Origin of the sequence: Afipia felis ATCC 53690 (assembly GCF_000314735.2) — a bacterium.
Taxonomy (GTDB): domain Bacteria; phylum Pseudomonadota; class Alphaproteobacteria; order Rhizobiales; family Xanthobacteraceae; genus Afipia; species Afipia felis.
This window is the reverse complement of record NZ_KB375270.1, coordinates 2,759,255-2,776,342: the sequence shown is the minus strand read 5'-3', so window position 1 is coordinate 2,776,342 and position 17,088 is coordinate 2,759,255. Positions and strand designations below refer to the sequence as shown.

Sequence of the window (17,088 nt, the reverse complement as noted above, 5' to 3'; positions counted from 1 at the left end):
ATTCGCTTCCGTTTCCCTTCATCGAAAGTGCCCCACCAAGGCGGGCACAAGTCAAACGCTTTAATTCTCGGAGTTATCGAATGGCCATGGTCAGCCCCCATTATCTGCACGCACGCAAGCTGCTGGACGATTTCAAAACGGGGCTCGCCACGCCGGATCACCTTCAGCGCATGGCGTCCGATCTGATCGGCAAGGACGTCAATATCGTCGGTCCGTTCGGTCTGAAGCGGCTTGTCTATGCCGACTATGTTGCGTCGGGGCGCGCGCTGATGAGCGTCGAGCAGTTCATCCTGTCGAATGTGCTGCCGTACTACGCCAACAGCCACACCGAGGCGTCCTTCTGTGGCGGTGCGATGACCGGCTTCCGCCGCGCCGCGCGAGAGACCGTCGCGGCCTGCTGTGGCGCGAACGCCGATCATGCCGTGATCTTCACGGGCTCCGGTGCAACCTCCGGTCTCAACCGCCTCGTGAATCTGCTCGGGGTCAACGCCGCCATGGCTGCGGGCGAACGCCCCCGCATCGTGATCGGGCCCTATGAACATCATTCGAATATTCTTCCCTGGCGCGAAAGCGGCGCGGAAATCGTCGAGATCGCGGAAGCCGCATCGGGCGGCCCGAATCTCGATGAGCTCGATGCCGCGCTCGCGGGCGCCAGCGGACGTCTTGTCATTTGCGCGCTGTCCGCGGCCTCGAACGTCACCGGCATCATCGCCGACGTCGGTGGTCTGACGAAGCGGGTGAAGGCGACCGGCGCCAAGATGGTTTGGGATTATGCGGGTGCGGGCCCCTATCTGCCGATCGCGATGGAGCCTGCTCCCGGCGCGCTGATCGACGCGGTGGTGGTGTCGCCGCACAAGTTCATCGGCGGTCCTGCGGCGTCGGGCATTCTGATCGTGCGACGCGATGCGGTCGACGTGAAGAAGCCGACATGGCCGGGCGGCGGCACGGTGAAGTTCGTCACGCCGACCGAACACGATTACAGCGACAGCCTCGAAGTGCGTGAGGAAAGCGGAACGCCGAATGTGGTGGGCGATATCCGTGCGGCGCTCGCCTTCCTCGTCAAGGAAGCCATCGGCAATGATACGGCGGCGAAGCGCAACGCCGAAGTTCGCGCGCGTGCTCTCGCGGCGTGGAGCGGTCTCGAACGTCTTGAGCTTCTCGGCAACACGCAGGCCGAAAGCCTTCCGATCTTCTCCTTCCGCATCAAGGACGGCAACGGCGGATATATCCACCAGCAACTAGTGACACGCATGCTGAGCGACCGCTTCGGCATTCAGACGCGTGGCGGCTGCGCCTGTGCGGGGCCTTATGTCCATCGCCTGCTGCACATCGACGATGCGGAATCGCGCGCGTTGCGTCAGGTCATCGCTGAGGGCGACGAGATCCGCAAGCCGGGCTTTACCCGCCTCAACTTCAGCGTCTTGCTGCCGGACGACAAGGTGAATTTCATCATCGAATCGGTTGCCCAGCTGGCCAGCGATGCGACCGCCTTCGTGGATCGCTACTCGGTCGATGTCAGCCGGGCGATCTTCTTTCCGCGCAACGCAGAAACACAGGTTTTCTCAGAAGCAAGTTAATCGGGCATTCGCCCGCCAAGGGTGCTGCACGAAGGCGCAACCGGCCGTGAGGCCGGGCGATGTCGCGCGCGTGCAAATAGAGAATGGAGAAGAGATGACGGCTCTCAATTCGGGAAAGCCCGATGTCAAGGCGTTCTTCGATCCGCGCACATGGAGCGTTCAGTATGTGGTGTCGGATCCGCGCAGCAAGGAATGCGTGATTATCGATCCGGTGCTCGATTACGACGAGAAGTCGGGCTCGGTCGCGACCCGTAACGCCGATGCGATGCTGGCCTATGTCGCCGAGCACGGGCTGAAGCTGACGTCGATTCTCGACACCCATCCGCACGCCGATCATTTTTCCGCCGCCCAGTATCTGAAGAAGAAGACCGGCGCGCCGACGGCGATCGGCGAACGCGTCGTCGACGTGCAGCGACTGTGGAAGGGCATCTACAATCTCCCCAATCTTGCGACCGACGGCTCGCAATGGGATCGCCTGTTCGCTCACGGCGATCGCTTCAATGTCGGTGACATTGAGGGGCATGTGCTGTTCTCGCCGGGGCATACGCTGGCCTCGATCACCTACGTGATCGGCGACGCGGCCTTCGTGCACGACACGCTGTTCATGCCGGACAGCGGAACGGCGCGCGCGGATTTTCCGGGCGGCAGCGCCGTGAAGCTGTGGTCTTCGATCCAGGACATTCTGGCGCTTCCCGACGAAACCCGGATCTTCACGGGACATGACTATCAGCCCGGAGGTCGCGAACCGTTGTGGGAAAGCACGGTCGCGCAACAGAAGGCGCTCAATCCGCATGTCGCCGGGATGACCGAGGAAAACTACGTCGCGCTGCGCGAAGCGCGGGATCGGACACTGCCGATGCCGAAGCTCATTCTGCATGCGCTGCAGGTCAACGTCCGCGGCGGCCGGCTGCCCGATCCCGAAAACAACGGCAAGCGTTACGTGAAAATTCCTCTCGATGCGTTCGGAGAGGTGTCATGGGGCTGATCGGCGGCGTCGCCATCTTGAGCAAAGCGAGCAAGCCATGACGGCCATAGCATTTGCACCGGCGCTGGCGTCAGGCGGCGCGGTCGGCTTTTCGCTCGGGCTGATCGGAGGCGGCGGCTCGATTCTCGCGACGCCGCTGCTGCTCTATGTCGTCGGCGTGGCGCAGCCGCATGTTGCGATCGGCACAGGCGCGCTCGCGGTTGCAGTCAACGCCTTCGTTGCGCTCGCGGGTCATGCGCGCGCGGGCAATGTGCGGTGGCTCTATGCGGGCATGTTCGCAGCAGCCGGGACGCTCGGCGCCTTCGCAGGCTCCAGCATCGGCAAGGTCATCGACGGACAGCGTCTGCTGTTCTTCTTTGGCCTCGCTATGGTGGCGGTGGGGCTGGCCATGCTGCGTCCGACGCAGCCCGATGGCACATGCGAGCGCGAGACCGATCTGAAAACGTGCTCGGGTGTGATCGCGGTTGCCTTTGTTGTTGGCGCGGCCTCCGGCTTTTTCGGTATCGGCGGCGGATTTCTGATCGTGCCGGGGCTCGTGCTGGCCACGGGCATTCCGATGATTCACGCCGTCGGGTCGTCGTTGTTCGCGGTCGGCTGTTTCGGCCTTGCCACGGCGCTGAATTATGCATGGTCCGGATATGTCGACTGGTCGGTGGCCGGCTACTTCATTGCGGGTGGCATTGTCGGCGGCCTGTTCGGCATGCTGCTGGCGAACCATCTGTCGCGCGGCAAGAATCTGCTGCGCTACGTGTTCTCCGCGATCGTGCTGATCGTCGCGGCCTATGTGCTGTATCACAGCGGCCACGCGCTGATCGGCTGGCCAGGGTAAGGGTCAGCCGTTCAACACCGCAGGCGACACGTTGCGCTGGACCACGGCACGCATCGCGAAACTGGAGTGCAGACGCGAGACGCCGGGCATCCGCGACAGATGTTGTTTGTGGATGCGCTCATAGTCGGCCATGTCGCGGGCCTGGACCTGAACGAGATAGTCGTCGCTGCCCGACATCAGATGGCACGACACCACGTCCGGGCACCTCTCGATCTCCTTTTCGAACCGCGTCAGCGCGTCCTCGCTCTGGCGGTCGAGCGTGATGTGAACCAGGACGGTCATCATGAAACCGAGGCCGGCGGCGTCGATGTCTGCGGAGTAGCCGCGGATCACGCCGGACTGCTCGAGCTGCTGGAGGCGGCGCGCGCAGGCGGTCGGGGACAGGCCGACCCGCTCGGAGAGCAGGACATGGCTGATCCGGGCGTCCTTGACCAGTTCGCGCATGATTTTCAGGTCCATGTCGGTTGGTTCAAAGGCCATTTTGCCGTTCCTCGTTTAAATTTTGCTCGATTATGCCGCTAAACCCATAGTATCAGCATTTATCCTGCGTAGATTGCGAATTTTCGAGTAATATTAGCCGGGTTCCGCCAGAAATGCGCTGATACCCTGCCTAAACATGTCAGAAAATGTGCAGGCGAGGCGCAAGTGACCCATCACGGCCAGTTCGGAGGAGCGACGCTAACAGTCGATCTGCGGGCCGTCCGGGCGAACTACCGCTTTCTGCGCTCCCGGCTTCGCGTTCCTGCGCTGTGTTCGGGCGTGGTGAAGGCCAATGCCTATGGGCTCGGGGCCTCCTATGTCGCGCGGGCGCTGTTCGCGGAAGGATGCCGCCATTTCTTTGTCGCGCATCTCGACGAGGGCGTGGCGCTGCGGCCCTACCTGCCGCGCACGGCCGCAATCTACATTCTCAACGGGTTGCCGCGCGGGGCTGCGCGGGATTGCGCCGCAAGCGGTCTCGTTCCGGTACTCAATTCGCTGGAGCAGGCCGAGGCGTGGGCCGCATGCGCGCATCAGCTCAAGCGGTCGCTGCCTGCCGTGATCCAGGTCGATTCCGGCATGAACCGGCTGGGCCTGCCAGCGAAGGATGCCGCAATCCTCGCCGATACGCACGCGCGGACGGGCGCGTTTGATCTGCGCTACGTTATGAGTCATCTGGCCTGCGCCGATATGCCGGAGCATGAAGCCAACGCGATGCAACTGGCAGCCTTCAAGCGGCTCGCAGCTTTGTTTCCCGAGGTGCCGCGGTCGTTCGCGAATTCATCCGGGATTTTCCTTGGGCCCGAATATCATTTCAGTCTCGCCCGTCCCGGTGCAGCACTCTACGGCGTTAATCCGAATTCCGCGGGAGCCAACCCGATGCAGGGCGTGGTGAAACTCGCGGCGAGGGTGATTCAACTTCGCGACGTGCAGCCGGGTGATTGCAGCGGCTATGGCTGGGACTATCGCGCTGAGAGTGCGATGCGTCTCGCCACGCTCTCGATCGGCTATGCCGACGGTTTTCATCGCGCGTGGGGCAAGAATGGCGCGGTGTTCTTCGAAGGTCTGCGCCTGCCGGTGGTGGGACGCGTCTCGATGGACAGCATCGTGATCGATGCGAGCGCCGTCGCCCCGGGACGTATCGGTCCGGACTCGGAAGTCGAGGTGATCGGCGATTATCAGCCGGTCGATGATCTCGCCGCAGCTGCGGGGACTATTGGTTATGAAGTGCTGACCGGGCTCGGCTCGCGTTATCAGCGGATTTATCTGGGAGCGGAGGAGAACGTGCCGTCCGCCCTGCTTGAGGACAGCCTACAATGAGAGTTCTGGTTCTGGGCGCCGGCGTCATCGGGGTGACGACGTCCTATTATTTGGCGAAGCTTGGTTGCGACGTGACGATGCTGGATCGTCAGTCCGGTCCGGGATTGGAGACGAGCTTCGGCAATGCCGGCGAGATCTCGCCGGGGTATGCCTCGCCGTGGGCCGGACCGGGCGTGCCGGTCAAGGCGGTGCGCTGGATGATGGACAAATACGGTCCGCTCGTCGTTCGCCCGCAATGGGATCCTGCGATGTGGCGCTGGATGCTGCAGATGCTGCGCAACTGCACGTCGGCGCGCTACGCCGTGAACAAGTCGCGCATGGTCGGCATCGCCGAATACAGCCGCGACTGCCTACGTATCCTGCGGCGCGACGAGGGGCTCGCTTATGACGAACGCAGCCAGGGCACGTTGCAGCTCTTCCGCAAGCAGGCGCAGCTCGATGCCATCGGTGGCGACATCGAAGTGTTGCGGCAGTATGGCGTGCCTTACGAGGTTCTCGATCGCGCGGGGTGCGTGAACGTCGAGCCGGGGCTCGCGCGTGCGCGCGAGCCTTTCGTCGGCGGCTTGCGTCTGCCGGAGGACGAGACCGGCGATTGCTATATGTTCACCGACGGTCTTGCGAAGATCGCCGCCGGTCTCGGCGTCAAGACCGTCTACGACACTACGATTAAGTCCATCGAGGTCGCCGGCGGCTCCGTTGCGCAGGTCACGACCGACAAGGGCGTGTTCACGGCAGACCGATACGTCGTCGCGCTCGGCAGCTTCTCGCCTCTGCTGCTGCGACCGCTCGGCATCGACATTCCGGTCTATCCGGTGAAGGGATATTCGCTCACCGTGCCGATCGTGGACGCCGCCGCCGCGCCGGAATCGACCGTGATGGACGAAACCTACAAGGTTGCGATCACGCGACTCGGCGATCGCATCCGTGTCGGCGGCACCGCCGAGGTCGGCAGCTATCAGGTGACGCTGCGGCCGGAGCGACGCCTGCCGCTCGACCGTTCGCTCGGCGATCTGTTCCCTGAAGGCGGCGACGTATCCCGCGCGCTGTTCTGGAGCGGATTGCGGCCGATGACGCCGGACGGCCCGCCGGTGATCGGCGCGACGCATCTTGACAATCTCGTTCTCAACACCGGACACGGTACGCTTGGATGGACCATGGCGTGCGGCGCTGGAAAAATCGTCGCCGACCAGATCACCGGGCACCGGACCGATATTCCGGTCGAGGGATTGTCGTACACGCGCTACGGGCACGGCTAGGCCCCCGCATTTTCATAAACTGCGCCGCGACGGGCGCGGCGGCTCGATCTGATTTCAAGGAGAACACGATGACTGAAGTCGAACGTAAACTTGGTGAGCGTGGCCTCACTGTCCCTGCCGCGGCGAAGAGCCTCGCCGACTACGTGCCGGTGAACCGCGCGGGCAATATTGTTTTCGTGTCCGGCCAATTGCCGGTGCAGGACGGCAAGCTGGCTTATGAGGGCATCGTCGGACAAGATCTCGATGTCGAGACCGCCAAGAAGGCCGCCATCCTGTGTGCGCTCAACATTCTCGGCCAGCTCAAGGCCGCCGTGCCTTCGCTCGATCGCGTGCGCTGCATCCGTCTTGGCGGTTTCGTGCAGAGCGAAGCCGGGTTCAAGGATCAGGCGGCCGTCATCAACGGCGCGTCCGAGCTGATCGTTCATGCCCTCGGCGAAAAGGGCCGTCACGCCCGCGCCGCGGTGGGTTGCAGTTCGCTGCCGCTCGGCGCCGCTGTCGAGGTCGAGGCGATTTTCGAAGTCGAAAGCGACTAGCCGCAAAGCTCAGGGCTTTCGAGCCTAAAAAGAAGTGGCTGGCTGGTTCAAAGCCCGTGCGTCATCTGGCGCACGGGCTTTGATTTTTCTTTCGGCAACCTGATATCAATTCGGCAGGTGAGGCGCTGGACGCGGGCGGGAAGCAATGGGAAATCGGACGGCCGGAGGCAATCCTGCCGAAGTTTTTTCGGCCTTCCTGAAATTGGGGCTGACCTCGTTCGGCGGTCCGGTCGCGCATCTCGGCTATTTCCGGGGCGAGTTCGTCGAGCGACGGAAGTGGCTGAGCGAAGGCAGCTACGCCGATCTGGTGGCGCTTTGCCAGTTTCTTCCAGGCCCCGCATCGAGTCAGGTCGGTATCGCCATCGGCCTGATACGCGGCGGCTATATCGGCGCGCTCGCTGCGTGGACCGCGTTCACCCTGCCATCGGCACTCGCGCTGGTTCTCTTTGCCTATGGCATCGCGGCATTCGACAGTGGGTTCAGCGGCGGCTGGCTGCATGGGCTGAAGGTCGCCGCCGTTGCGGTCGTGGCTTTGGCCATCCTCGGCATGGCGAGGGCGCTGACGCCGGATCGTATCCGCGCGGCGCTAGCGGTGGCCGCGATGACGGTGGCGCTCGTGCTGCCGTCGGCCTGGGGGCAGATCGCAGGCATCCTGCTCGGGGGATGTGTCGGCTGGTTCTGCATCAAAGGGACGCTTCCTACCGATCAGTCCGTTCTGCCTTTGCCGGTCAGCCGGGCAACGGGCATCTCCATGCTGATCGTGTTCGGCGGTCTGCTGGTGGCGCTGCCTCTCGGCGCGGCGATGACCGAGAATATGTCTCTGAGGCTCTTCGACACATTTTACCGCGTGGGATCGCTGGTGTTCGGCGGCGGCCATGTCGTACTGCCGTTGCTCAAAGCCGAAGTCGTTCCGGCCTTCGTGAACAGCGACACGTTTCTCGCAGGCTACGGCGCGACGCAGGCCGTTCCCGGCCCACTGTTCACATTTGCCGCGTATCTGGGCGCGGTGATCGGCGGCTGGACGATCGCGGCAATATGCCTCGCGGGCATTTTCCTGCCGTCCTTCCTGCTGGTGATCGGCGCGCTGCCGTTCTGGGATGCGCTGCGAAGAAAACCGGCGGCGCAGTCGGTGCTGGCGGGCGTGAACGCGGCCGTCGTCGGATTGCTGCTTGCCGCCTTTTACGATCCGGTCTGGACGGCGGGCATCACCAATAGTTACGACTACGCACTCGGGCTCGGCGCCTTCGTCTTGCTGTTCGTGTGGAAAGCGCCGCCGTGGCTTGTGGTGATTCTCTGCGGGCTTGCGGGTCAGTTCGCTCTCCCATTGGTGAACTGACCAGGGTTGCGGAGAATCCGCCGAACCGCTACACAACGCTCGAACTTGCGAGCAACTTCAATGCTCGTTGGCGAGCCGGTGCCCTTCTCAGGCACGGTTTCGGCAAGCGCATTCTGTAAGAGAATCTTCCAGGAGTGGCTTTGAAATACGCGCTTCTTGCTTTGGTTGCTGTGCCCGCGCTTTGGGCTGCACCGGCCCATGCCGTCGACACCCGATTTTACAACAGCCTGAAACGGCTCGATCCCGCGACGCGGTTGGAGCAGGTCTGCGATGTCGAAGCCATGAAGCGGATCGATCGCGATCCCAGCCCCTATCATCCCGATCGCGCAAAGAGCGACGTGCTGAGCACGCCGCGCCATGTCGGCGATACGGTGAAGGGCAGTGGCGGCGCGTTCCGCAGCAAGGGCAAGTGGTACTCGTATTCCTTCGTCTGCAAGGGATCGCCGGATCACTACAGCGTACTGTCGTTCAGTTACAAGATCGGCGGCCCGATCCCCGAAACGAAATGGGCGTCCTACGGACTCTGGCGCTGACGCCGGTCGGTTCGCCTGCGTCTCACACCTCGTGACATTGTCTGGTGCATCGTAGTCGCGGCGCGATAGCATGCCGCGATCGAATGCACATGTGCACCTATATTAGGCGTGCCTAATTTAACCTTTTTTGGAGAATTCATCGGCTAGGAAGAGGACCTGTCTCTCCTGTCGACCGTTGCCTTTCCTCCCTTCGGCAAGCGTTCGAATTTCAAAGGTCCTCCATGTCGAAAATCTCGATCCGATCGAAACTGATCGCCATCATCGCTTTGCTGCTTTTGGCAATGGCAGGGCTTGGCGCCCTCGCGGTCCACAGCGTCCAGGTTTTGAACGGACACACGGAGCAGATTGCCAAAACCTGGCTGCCGAGCGTTCGCTATCTTGGTGAACTGCGGTCGGCCATCAATCTTAATCGGGCGCAGCTTCGCGCTTACGCAATGGTCGACAATGACGAGGACCGGGTCATTCTCGACAAGAAGATGAAAGCCAGCTTCGGCCTCATCGCTAATACCCGCGATTCCTATATGGCGCTGATCTCTTCCCCGAAGGAGCGTGAGCTATTCGAAAACTGGTCGCGGAGCTGGACGAAATATGTCGAGCAAACCAAGGCCATCGTGGATCTGTCCCGCAAGGGTGCGGGCTCCTCGCAGGAAACCAACAGGATTTTCGTCAAGGTGATCCGGCCGATCGCGGACGAATCGGACGGCTATCTGAAGGAAGCCATCGAGCTCAATGACCGCGGAGCCGACGCAGAGACGAAGAGTGCCGCGGACAGCTATGCCTGGACCTTCTCGATCATCTGCGCGGTCCTCCTGATCGCTGTTCTTATGGCCGGCCTTGCCGGGCTTCTGCTTATCCGAGATATTTCCTCTTCAATCAGTTCGATCATACGCCCGATGCAGGCGCTGGGTCGCGGCGATCTGGCGGCCGACATTCCGCGGCGCGGCGAAAAGACAGAAATCGGCTCGATGGCCGACGCGTTGCAGATTTTCAAGGATGCCCTGATCGCAAAGAAGGCGGCGGACGAAGAAGCGGCCAGCGATGCCCAGGTCAAGATCGAGCGCGCCAAGCGTCTCGACGAACTGACGACGCGATTCGAACAGGCGATCGGCGAAATCGTCGAAACCGTCTCTGACGCGTCGTCCGGATTGGAGTCTTCCGCCGACAGCCTGACCCAGACGGCGGATCGCTCGCGCGAGCTCGCCACGTTCGTCACCTCGGCGTCTGAGGAAGCATCGGCCAATGTCCAGTCGGTCGCCTCGGCGACCGAGGAATTGTCGTCCTCCGTGTCCGAAATCAGCCGGCAGGTTCAGGAGTCCGCGCAGATCGCAAAGGAAGCGGTAACGCAGGCGCATCGGACGAACGAGCATGTCAGCGAACTCTCCAAAGCCGCCGCCAGAATTGGCGATGTGATCGAGCTCATCAACACGATCGCGGGCCAGACCAATCTGCTTGCGTTGAACGCCACCATCGAGGCGGCGCGTGCGGGCGACGCGGGCCGGGGCTTTGCCGTGGTTGCCTCCGAAGTGAAGGCGCTGGCGGAGCAAACGGCGCGGGCCACCGGCGAGATCGATCAGCAAATCTCCGGCATCCAGGCTGCGACGCAGGAGTCGGTCGGGGCGATCCGGCTAATCGGAACCACCATCGAACGGCTGTCCGAGATTTCGTCGGCGATCGCGGCGGCCGTCGAGCAGCAGGGCGCGGCGACGCAGGAGATCGCTCGTAATGTTCAGCACGCGGCCGAAGGCACCCAGCAGGTGTCGTCCAACATCACCGAGGTCCAGCGCGGCGCGGTCGAGACCGGATCGGCTTCGTCGCAGGTTCTCTCCGCTGCTCAATCGCTGGCGCAGGACAGCAGCCGCCTGAAGTCCGAGGTCGTGAACTTCATCAGCGCGGTCAGGGTCGCCTAAAGCGGATTCGTTTTATCGGCAATTCGTGATGCCCGGCTTTATGCCGGGCATTTACGTTTGGTTCGTCCGCCTCACACGCCCCAGATGTCATCGGCGTAGTCGCGGATCGTGCGATCTGCGGAGAACCAGCCCATCCGCGCAGTGTTGAGGATCGCGGAGGTTTCCCAATCGGCGCTTCTCCAGCGTCCGTCCACGATGGTCTGGGTGCGATGGTAATCGTCGAAATCGGCCGACACCATGTAATGGTCGAGATAGCGCAGGCTATGGGCGATCGGCGCGAAGCGTGCCGGATCGTCGGGTGAGAACGTACCACGGTCAATGGCCTCGATCACGCGCGCGAGCATCGGCGAGGCCGCGATGGCGTCGGATGCATCGAGACCTGCGCGTCGGCGCTCCACCACCTGATCGGCATTCATGCCGAAGATGAAGATGTTGTCCGCGCCGACCTGATCGCGGATTTCGATATTGGCGCCGTCGAGCGTGCCGATGGTGAGCGCGCCGTTGAGCGCAAGCTTCATGTTGCCGGTGCCGGACGCTTCCATGCCCGCGGTCGAGATCTGCTCGGACAGGTCGCAGGCGGGCACCATCATCTCAGCCGCGCTGACATTGTAGTTCGGTACGAACACGACTTTCAGCAGCCCACGGATCGTCGCGTCGCGATTGACCGTCTCCGCGATGTCGTTGATGAGCTTGATGATGAGCTTGGCCTGATGATAGCTCGGTGCCGCCTTGCCCGCGAAGATCTTCACCCGCGGCGTCCAGTTCGCGCCCGGATTGTCGCGGATCGCGAGATAGCGCGCGACGGTGTCGAGCGCATTGAGCAACTGGCGCTTGTATTCGTGAATGCGCTTGATCTGGATGTCGAACAACGCTGCGGGATCGATCCGCAGCGATAGCGTGCGCTCGATCATGCCCGCGAGCGCGACCTTGTTGTGCTGCTTGATGGCGCGGAAGCGTTCCTGCAAGGCGCCGTCCTGCGCATAGCGTTCGAGCCCCTGCAACGCGGATGGATCGTCGAGCACGCGGTCGCCGCAGACTTCGCGCAGCAATGCCGTGAGGCCCGGATTGCATTGCTGCAGCCAGCGCCGGAAGGTGATGCCGTTGGTCTTGTTGGTGATGCGGTCGGGATAAAGCGTGTTGAGATCGGCGAAAACCGTGTGCTTCATCAGTTCCGAATGCATTGCGGAGACGCCGTTGATGCGGTGCGAGCCGATGAAGGCGAGATGACCCATGCGCACGCGGCGGCCGCCGGTTTCGTCGATCAGAGAAGTCGCCGCACGAAAACGAATATCGCCGGGCCTCTGCCGCTCGGCGGCGGCGAGGTTGTCGGCGTTCAGCCGGTAGATGATGTCGAGATGGCGCGGCAACAGCCGTTCGAACAGCTCGACCGGCCAATTCTCAAGCGCTTCCGGCAGCAATGTATGGTTGGTGTAGGCAACGGTCTGCGAGACGATCCGGCGTGCCTGCGGCCACGGCACATCATGATGATCGATCAGAAGCCGCAGCAGCTCCGGCACCGCGAGACTGGGATGCGTGTCGTTGAGCTGGATCGCGGCGTGTGACGGCAGCGTGCGGATGTTGCCTTGTTCGCGCAGGTGGCGCGCGACGATGTCCTGCAGCGATGCCGAGACGAAGAAATATTCCTGCCGCAGCCGCAACTCCTTGCCCGCGGCGGTCTCGTCGCTTGGATAGAGAAATTTCGAGATCGCTTCCGCGCGCGTTCTCTGTTCCGATGCGCCGGCATAATCGCCGTGGTTGAAGGCTTCGAGATCGAGCGGAGCCACTGGCCGCGCCGACCACAGCCGCAGCGCGTTGATATGCGCGCCACGCCAGCCGACGATGGGTGTATCGAAAGCCGCAGCCTGAACTGTCTCGCCAGGTGTCCAGGAGATGGCATCGCCCTGCGGCGAGGCATGATGTTCGATGCGCCCGCCGAAATGGACGTCGTAGGACACCTCGAAGCGCTCGAACTCCCACGGATTGCCGCTCTCGAGCCAGCGCTCGGGAAATTCCTGCTGCCAGCCCTGCGAGATCGCCTGCCGGAACAGGCCGTGTTCGTAGCGGATGCCGTAGCCGAGCGCGGGGATTGCGAGACTCGCCATGCTCTCCATGAAGCAGGCGGCGAGACGGCCGAGTCCGCCATTGCCGAGCGCGGCGTCCGGCTCCATTTCCTTCACGTCGCCGAACTCCACGCCGAGATCGCGCAGTGCGCGGACGTAGGTCTCCATCAACTGCAGATTGCTCAGCGCGTCAGTGAACAGGCGGCCGATCAGAAATTCCAGCGACAGATAATAGACGCGCTTTTTTCCCTCGATGCGGGTTTCGCGCGCGCCCGGCAGCCAGCGCGCGGCGATGCGCTCGCGCAGGGTCAGCGCTGCGGCGAGATACCAGTCATGCAGCGTCGCGCGCTCGATCTCGTGGCCGAGCACGCGTGTGATCTTGGCCCTGATCTCGTCGCGAATGGCCGCCACATCGTAGTCGCTCGGCCGCTCCCTTGCGGGCGCGCCCTTGGGAAGCACAGTCTTGGCAATATTCAATCGCCACCCTCACTCTTCTTTGCTCGTGTTGCGTGATCGCCAACTCATCCCGCGCAACAAACCGGAAAGCGGCGCGGCGGGTTCCAGAACAAACAAAGATTAAGGCCAGAGACTGACATTGTGCGGGGCGGCACGAAGAAAATTGTGGGCGAGAAGCGAATTAAAATATTGATTTTTATGTATTATTTTAAAATTACCCCCGAGGGACGCTAAAATTTGCTTTCTTGCGCCAATTGGGATTTTTCAGCTTCAGGATTTTTCAGGGCTGGCGCGTTAGCTTGCCCGCCATTCGATTCGGAACAAACAACATGACCATCCGGCTGCATCGCGGCGATTTGCCAGACCTTTCACGCTACACTCACTCCGTTGCGATCGACACCGAAACGCTCGGCCTCAATCCGCATCGTGACCGGTTGTGCGTGGTGCAGCTCTCGAACGGCGACGGCAGCGCCGATGTCGTGCAGATTCCGGCAGGCCACACGGATGCGCCGAACCTGAAGAAGCTGCTCGGCGATCCTGCGATCACCAAGCTGTTTCACTTCGCCCGTTTCGACATCGCCGTGCTGTATCACGCTTTTGGCGTGATGGCGCAGCCGGTCTATTGCACCAAGATCGCCTCGAAGCTGGTACGCACCTATACCGACCGGCATGGCCTGAAGGATCTGGTGCGCGAGATGCTCGGCGTCGAAATTTCCAAGCAGCAGCAGTCGAGCGACTGGGGCGCGGCGTCCCTGTCGGAGGCGCAGTTGAGTTACGCGGCATCCGACGTGCTGCATCTGCATGCGCTGCGCGAGAAGCTCGACGCCATGCTGGCGCGCGAGAACCGCTCAGCTTTGGCAAAAGCCTGCTTCGAATTCCTGCCGACGCGCGCAAAGCTCGATCTGCAGGGCTGGGAAGAAAACGACATTTTCGCGCATTCGTAAGCGTACGCCGTCCAAAAGTCGTGGGGGCGGGGTGCTGCGCCGTGCAGCGCGGCCCTGATGCGGCCCTTATATTGTGCGACAGGGCGTAAACTCGGGAACCGTGGTGGTCACACAGGCGCCGACATATCAGGGAGACGATCCCCGCTTCTTGCGCGCCGCACGCCACAGCCGCCGCGTGCGGTGGCTGCGCCGCGCCGTGCCTGCGGTCGTGATCCTGTCGCTTGCGGTCATCGTCGGCGCGTCGGTGTTCAATCCGTTTCGCTTTCTCAAGAAGCTGCCGATCGACCTGAGCAAATTATCGGTGTCCGGCACCAAGATCACGATGGATGCTCCGCATCTCGCGGGCTATCTGCCGGACCGCAGGCCGTATGAGGTCTGGGCGAAGGCTGCGACGCAGGACGTCACCGACCCGACCAAAGTGGACATGCTCAACATCCGCGCGCAGGTGCAAATGGAGGACAAGTCGACGCTGCGGGTGGATGCGCAGAACGGCCATTTCGACACCAAGTCGCAGCAGCTCGATCTGATGAACCAGATTTTGCTGAAAACCACGAGCGGCTATCAGGCGGAGCTTACGCAGGCGCGCGTCGATCTTGCGACCGGCGTCATCAGCTCGGACCAGCCGGTTGCGGTGAAGCTCACCAATGGCACGCTGAACTCGCAGAATTTGCGGATCACCGATCACGGTGCGTCAGCGGTGTTCGGCGGCGGCGTGACGATGCTGCTCGATCCGCCTGCTGACAAGACTAATGCGGATGCCTCCGAGGGGACCGGCGCCGCGCCTGCGAATGCGCCGCCGGAATCCCGGTGAGGCGGCCCGCGAAATCGGATATGGATTCACGATGAAAGCAATGAGGCACAATCTGGCAGGCGGCTTTGGAGTGCGCGCGATGCGTTGCGCGGCATTCGGCCTGTCCGCGATCGTTGCCGTTGTGCTGTGCGTCTCCGTTGCGCAGGCGCAGACCAGCACGGTGTCGGGCGTGCCGAACGCGGTGCAGGGCTTTTCGAAGAATCGCGGCCAGCCGATTCAGATCGATGCGCTGTCGCTCGAAGTGCGCGACAAGGACAAGATCGCCACCTTCTCCGGCAATGTGAAGGTGGTTCAGGGTGACACCACGATGCGCTCGAAGACGCTGGTGGTGTTCTACGATCAGGACAAGGCGGGCACGAAGCCCGGCATGACGACCGCGCAGCCGGGGCCCGGCGGCAATTCGAGCGTGCGGCGGCTGGAAGCGCGCGGCGGCGTCGTCGTCACCCAGAACGACCAGACCGTGACCGGCGAGACCGGCATCTTCGACATGAAGACCAACACCGTGACCATGACCGGCGGCGTGGTGCTGACCAAGGACAAGAACGTGCTGAAGGGCGACCGGCTGGTGGTCGATATGACGACCGGCGTCTCGCGCGTCGAATCGAGCGGCGGTCGCGGCGTCTCCGGCCTGTTCAACTCGACTGCGCCGAACAAGAACGGCGGCGGGCTCAGTCTTGTGCCCGGCTCTGGTCCCAAGACGGAGGGCTCACAACCTTCGCGATCTCCCGGAAAACCGATGAAACTCAACCACTTGCAAAGCAGCGCGGGAGCGCGCGGTTGAACCTTGGCCCGCGAGCCTATATCAAGGGCCGGGGACAGATTCTGACAGGCGGGCGTGCCGGCGGGGTGCCAGCGCGCCGTTCCCGCCGCGGGGTCGCAAGCTGGCAAGCCAGGCTTTGAAAGGCCGATCAAGCGGATGGTGGATCTCCTGCGCATGTTTCGCCGTCGTGCCCCTTCGCGGGGCAAGCAGGGCTTTGGCCGCGCCGGCGGTGACATCACCTCCTTCAGCGCCCGCATGGGCGACATGTTCAAGAGCGTCAAAGGCGTATCGTCGGCGGCTCCGACGCCTGCACAGCCTCAGCCGACATCGCGACAGACGTTTCAACTGACTGAAGTTCAGGAACAGTGGGCCGCCTATGGCGATGCGCCACTGATGCTGGCGGAAGAGGATGTGACCGCGTTCGAGCGTTCGTCGCCGCCGATCCCGCGCGGCGAGCCGCAGCGTGACGAGCGCCGCGCGACGCCAAGACAAGCACCAAGACAAACCGAACAACGGCAGGCGCCGCAGAACAGAGCCACGCCGCAACGCTCGCAGCCGCGAGCGGGCTATCTCGCCGTGCACGGTATCGAGAAAAGTTTCGGCACCCGCAAAGTCGTGCGCGGCATCAACATCTATGTACGTCGTGGCGAAGCGGTCGGTCTGCTCGGTCCGAACGGTGCGGGCAAGACCACGGCCTTCTACATGATCACCGGCCTCATCAAGGCCGATAAGGGTCGTATCGAACTTGACGGCTACGACGTCACCAACCTGCCGATGTACCAGCGCGCGCGGCTCGGCATCGGCTACCTGCCGCAGGAAGCCTCGATCTTCCGCGGCCTTTCCGTCGAAGACAACATCCGCGCCGTGCTCGAGGTCGCCGAGCCCGACCGGCGCAAGCGCGAATACGAACTCGATTCGCTGCTCGAGGAATTCAACATCGTGCGGCTGCGCAAGTCACCGTCGATCGCGCTGTCGGGCGGCGAGCGCCGCCGTGTCGAGATCGCACGCGCGCTGGCGACCAAGCCGAACTACATGCTGCTCGACGAGCCGTTCGCGGGCATCGACCCCATCGCCGTTGGCGACATCCAGCAACTGGTGCGCCATCTCACCAATCGCGGCATCGGCGTGCTCATCACCGACCATAATGTGCGCGAAACGCTCGGCCTCACCGACCGCGCCTATATCGTCTATGCCGGCGAGGTGCTGACCGAAGGCCAGCCGGAGGAGATCGTCAACGACCCCGACGTGCGACGCCTTTATCTCGGCGAGGAATTCCGCCTTTAGCGGTACCTCTTCTTGGGCGC

14 protein-coding genes and 1 pseudogene are annotated in these 17,088 nt (G+C 62.7%); 13 read left to right on the top strand and 2 right to left on the bottom strand.

The window, feature by feature from the left end; genetic code table 11:
- Window positions 1-80: 80 nt before the first annotated feature.
- From HMPREF9697_RS13140 to HMPREF9697_RS13130, 3 genes and pseudogenes are all read left to right on the top strand, one after another.
- The gene (locus HMPREF9697_RS13140; protein WP_002717718.1) at window positions 81-1,577 is read left to right on the top strand and encodes an aminotransferase class V-fold PLP-dependent enzyme; all 1,497 of its coding nucleotides are present in this window, start codon (window positions 81-83) and stop codon (window positions 1,575-1,577) included.
- A gap of 115 nt (window positions 1,578-1,692) precedes the next feature.
- A pseudogene (locus HMPREF9697_RS13135) lies at window positions 1,693-2,562 on the top strand (MBL fold metallo-hydrolase); the annotation flags it as partial.
- Window positions 2,563-2,599: 37 nt separating this feature from the next.
- Window positions 2,600-3,391, top strand: coding sequence for a sulfite exporter TauE/SafE family protein (locus tag HMPREF9697_RS13130; RefSeq protein ID WP_002717716.1), 792 nt, complete (start codon window positions 2,600-2,602; stop codon window positions 3,389-3,391).
- Between the two features lie 3 nt (window positions 3,392-3,394).
- Here the strand turns inward: HMPREF9697_RS13130 and HMPREF9697_RS13125 are convergent, their stop codons facing one another.
- Window positions 3,395-3,871: an Lrp/AsnC family transcriptional regulator gene (locus tag HMPREF9697_RS13125; RefSeq protein ID WP_002717715.1), complete on the bottom strand. Its 477-nt coding sequence runs from the start codon at window positions 3,869-3,871 to the stop codon at window positions 3,395-3,397.
- A 165-nt stretch (window positions 3,872-4,036) separates the two neighbouring features.
- Here HMPREF9697_RS13125 and alr point away from each other — a divergent pair, with 165 nt between their 5' ends.
- From alr to HMPREF9697_RS13095, 6 genes are all read left to right on the top strand, one after another.
- Window positions 4,037-5,188, top strand: a complete 1,152-nt coding sequence (alr, locus tag HMPREF9697_RS13120) for an alanine racemase (RefSeq protein WP_002717714.1) — start codon at window positions 4,037-4,039, stop codon at window positions 5,186-5,188.
- Complete coding sequence (locus tag HMPREF9697_RS13115; RefSeq protein WP_002717713.1) at window positions 5,185-6,444, top strand: D-amino acid dehydrogenase; 1,260 nt, start codon at window positions 5,185-5,187, stop codon at window positions 6,442-6,444. Before alr ends, HMPREF9697_RS13115 begins: the two co-directional genes overlap by 4 nt.
- Window positions 6,445-6,512: 68 nt before the next feature.
- Window positions 6,513-6,977: a RidA family protein gene (locus tag HMPREF9697_RS13110; protein ID WP_002717712.1), complete on the top strand. Its 465-nt coding sequence runs from the start codon at window positions 6,513-6,515 to the stop codon at window positions 6,975-6,977.
- A gap of 145 nt (window positions 6,978-7,122) precedes the next feature.
- Window positions 7,123-8,313 (top strand): chromate efflux transporter, encoded by a 1,191-nt coding sequence (chrA, locus tag HMPREF9697_RS13105; protein WP_002717711.1) that lies wholly within the window; start codon window positions 7,123-7,125, stop codon window positions 8,311-8,313.
- 140 nt (window positions 8,314-8,453) lie between these two features.
- Window positions 8,454-8,846 carry a DUF930 domain-containing protein gene (locus tag HMPREF9697_RS13100; protein WP_002717710.1) on the top strand — a complete coding sequence of 131 codons (393 nt, stop codon included), beginning with the start codon at window positions 8,454-8,456 and terminating at the stop codon, window positions 8,844-8,846.
- 221 nt (window positions 8,847-9,067) lie between these two features.
- Entirely contained in the window at window positions 9,068-10,753 is a 1,686-nt protein-coding gene (locus tag HMPREF9697_RS13095; protein ID WP_002717709.1) for a methyl-accepting chemotaxis protein, read from the top strand.
- Window positions 10,754-10,824: 71 nt separating this feature from the next.
- Here the strand turns inward: HMPREF9697_RS13095 and HMPREF9697_RS13090 are convergent, their stop codons facing one another.
- Window positions 10,825-13,290, bottom strand: coding sequence for a glycogen/starch/alpha-glucan phosphorylase (locus HMPREF9697_RS13090; RefSeq protein ID WP_002717708.1), 2,466 nt, complete (start codon window positions 13,288-13,290; stop codon window positions 10,825-10,827).
- A 308-nt stretch (window positions 13,291-13,598) separates the two neighbouring features.
- On the opposite strand from HMPREF9697_RS13090, the gene HMPREF9697_RS13085 reads away from it, so the two are divergent.
- The 4 genes from HMPREF9697_RS13085 to lptB all read left to right on the top strand — a co-directional run bounded on the left by HMPREF9697_RS13085 (window position 13,599) and on the right by lptB (window position 17,068).
- Window positions 13,599-14,213 (top strand): ribonuclease D, encoded by a 615-nt coding sequence (locus tag HMPREF9697_RS13085; RefSeq protein ID WP_002717707.1) that lies wholly within the window; start codon window positions 13,599-13,601, stop codon window positions 14,211-14,213.
- Window positions 14,214-14,316: 103 nt separating this feature from the next.
- Window positions 14,317-15,024 carry an LPS export ABC transporter periplasmic protein LptC gene (gene lptC / locus HMPREF9697_RS13080; RefSeq protein WP_002717706.1) on the top strand — a complete coding sequence of 236 codons (708 nt, stop codon included), beginning with the start codon at window positions 14,317-14,319 and terminating at the stop codon, window positions 15,022-15,024.
- A gap of 31 nt (window positions 15,025-15,055) precedes the next feature.
- Window positions 15,056-15,805 (top strand): LptA/OstA family protein, encoded by a 750-nt coding sequence (locus HMPREF9697_RS13075; protein WP_002717705.1) that lies wholly within the window; start codon window positions 15,056-15,058, stop codon window positions 15,803-15,805.
- Between the two features lie 135 nt (window positions 15,806-15,940).
- Window positions 15,941-17,068, top strand: coding sequence for an LPS export ABC transporter ATP-binding protein (gene lptB / locus HMPREF9697_RS13070; RefSeq protein ID WP_002717704.1), 1,128 nt, complete (start codon window positions 15,941-15,943; stop codon window positions 17,066-17,068).
- Window positions 17,069-17,088 lie beyond the last annotated feature (20 nt).

Bases quoted from the DNA above. Each gene is read 5' to 3' on its own strand.
- HMPREF9697_RS13140 (WP_002717718.1), top strand. From the start codon at position 81: ATGGCCATGGTCAGCCCCCATTATCTGCACGCACGCAAGCTGCTGGAC.
- HMPREF9697_RS13095 (WP_002717709.1), top strand. From the start codon at position 9,068: ATGTCGAAAATCTCGATCCGATCGAAACTGATCGCCATCATCGCTTTG.
- HMPREF9697_RS13085 (WP_002717707.1), top strand. From the start codon at position 13,599: ATGACCATCCGGCTGCATCGCGGCGATTTGCCAGACCTTTCACGCTAC.
- HMPREF9697_RS13115 (WP_002717713.1), top strand. From the start codon at position 5,185: ATGAGAGTTCTGGTTCTGGGCGCCGGCGTCATCGGGGTGACGACGTCC.
- lptB (WP_002717704.1), top strand. From the start codon at position 15,941: ATGGTGGATCTCCTGCGCATGTTTCGCCGTCGTGCCCCTTCGCGGGGC.
- chrA (WP_002717711.1), top strand. From the start codon at position 7,123: ATGGGAAATCGGACGGCCGGAGGCAATCCTGCCGAAGTTTTTTCGGCC.
- HMPREF9697_RS13075 (WP_002717705.1), top strand. From the start codon at position 15,056: ATGAAAGCAATGAGGCACAATCTGGCAGGCGGCTTTGGAGTGCGCGCG.
- HMPREF9697_RS13130 (WP_002717716.1), top strand. From the start codon at position 2,600: ATGACGGCCATAGCATTTGCACCGGCGCTGGCGTCAGGCGGCGCGGTC.
- HMPREF9697_RS13125 (WP_002717715.1), bottom strand. From the start codon at position 3,871: ATGGCCTTTGAACCAACCGACATGGACCTGAAAATCATGCGCGAACTG.
- HMPREF9697_RS13110 (WP_002717712.1), top strand. From the start codon at position 6,513: ATGACTGAAGTCGAACGTAAACTTGGTGAGCGTGGCCTCACTGTCCCT.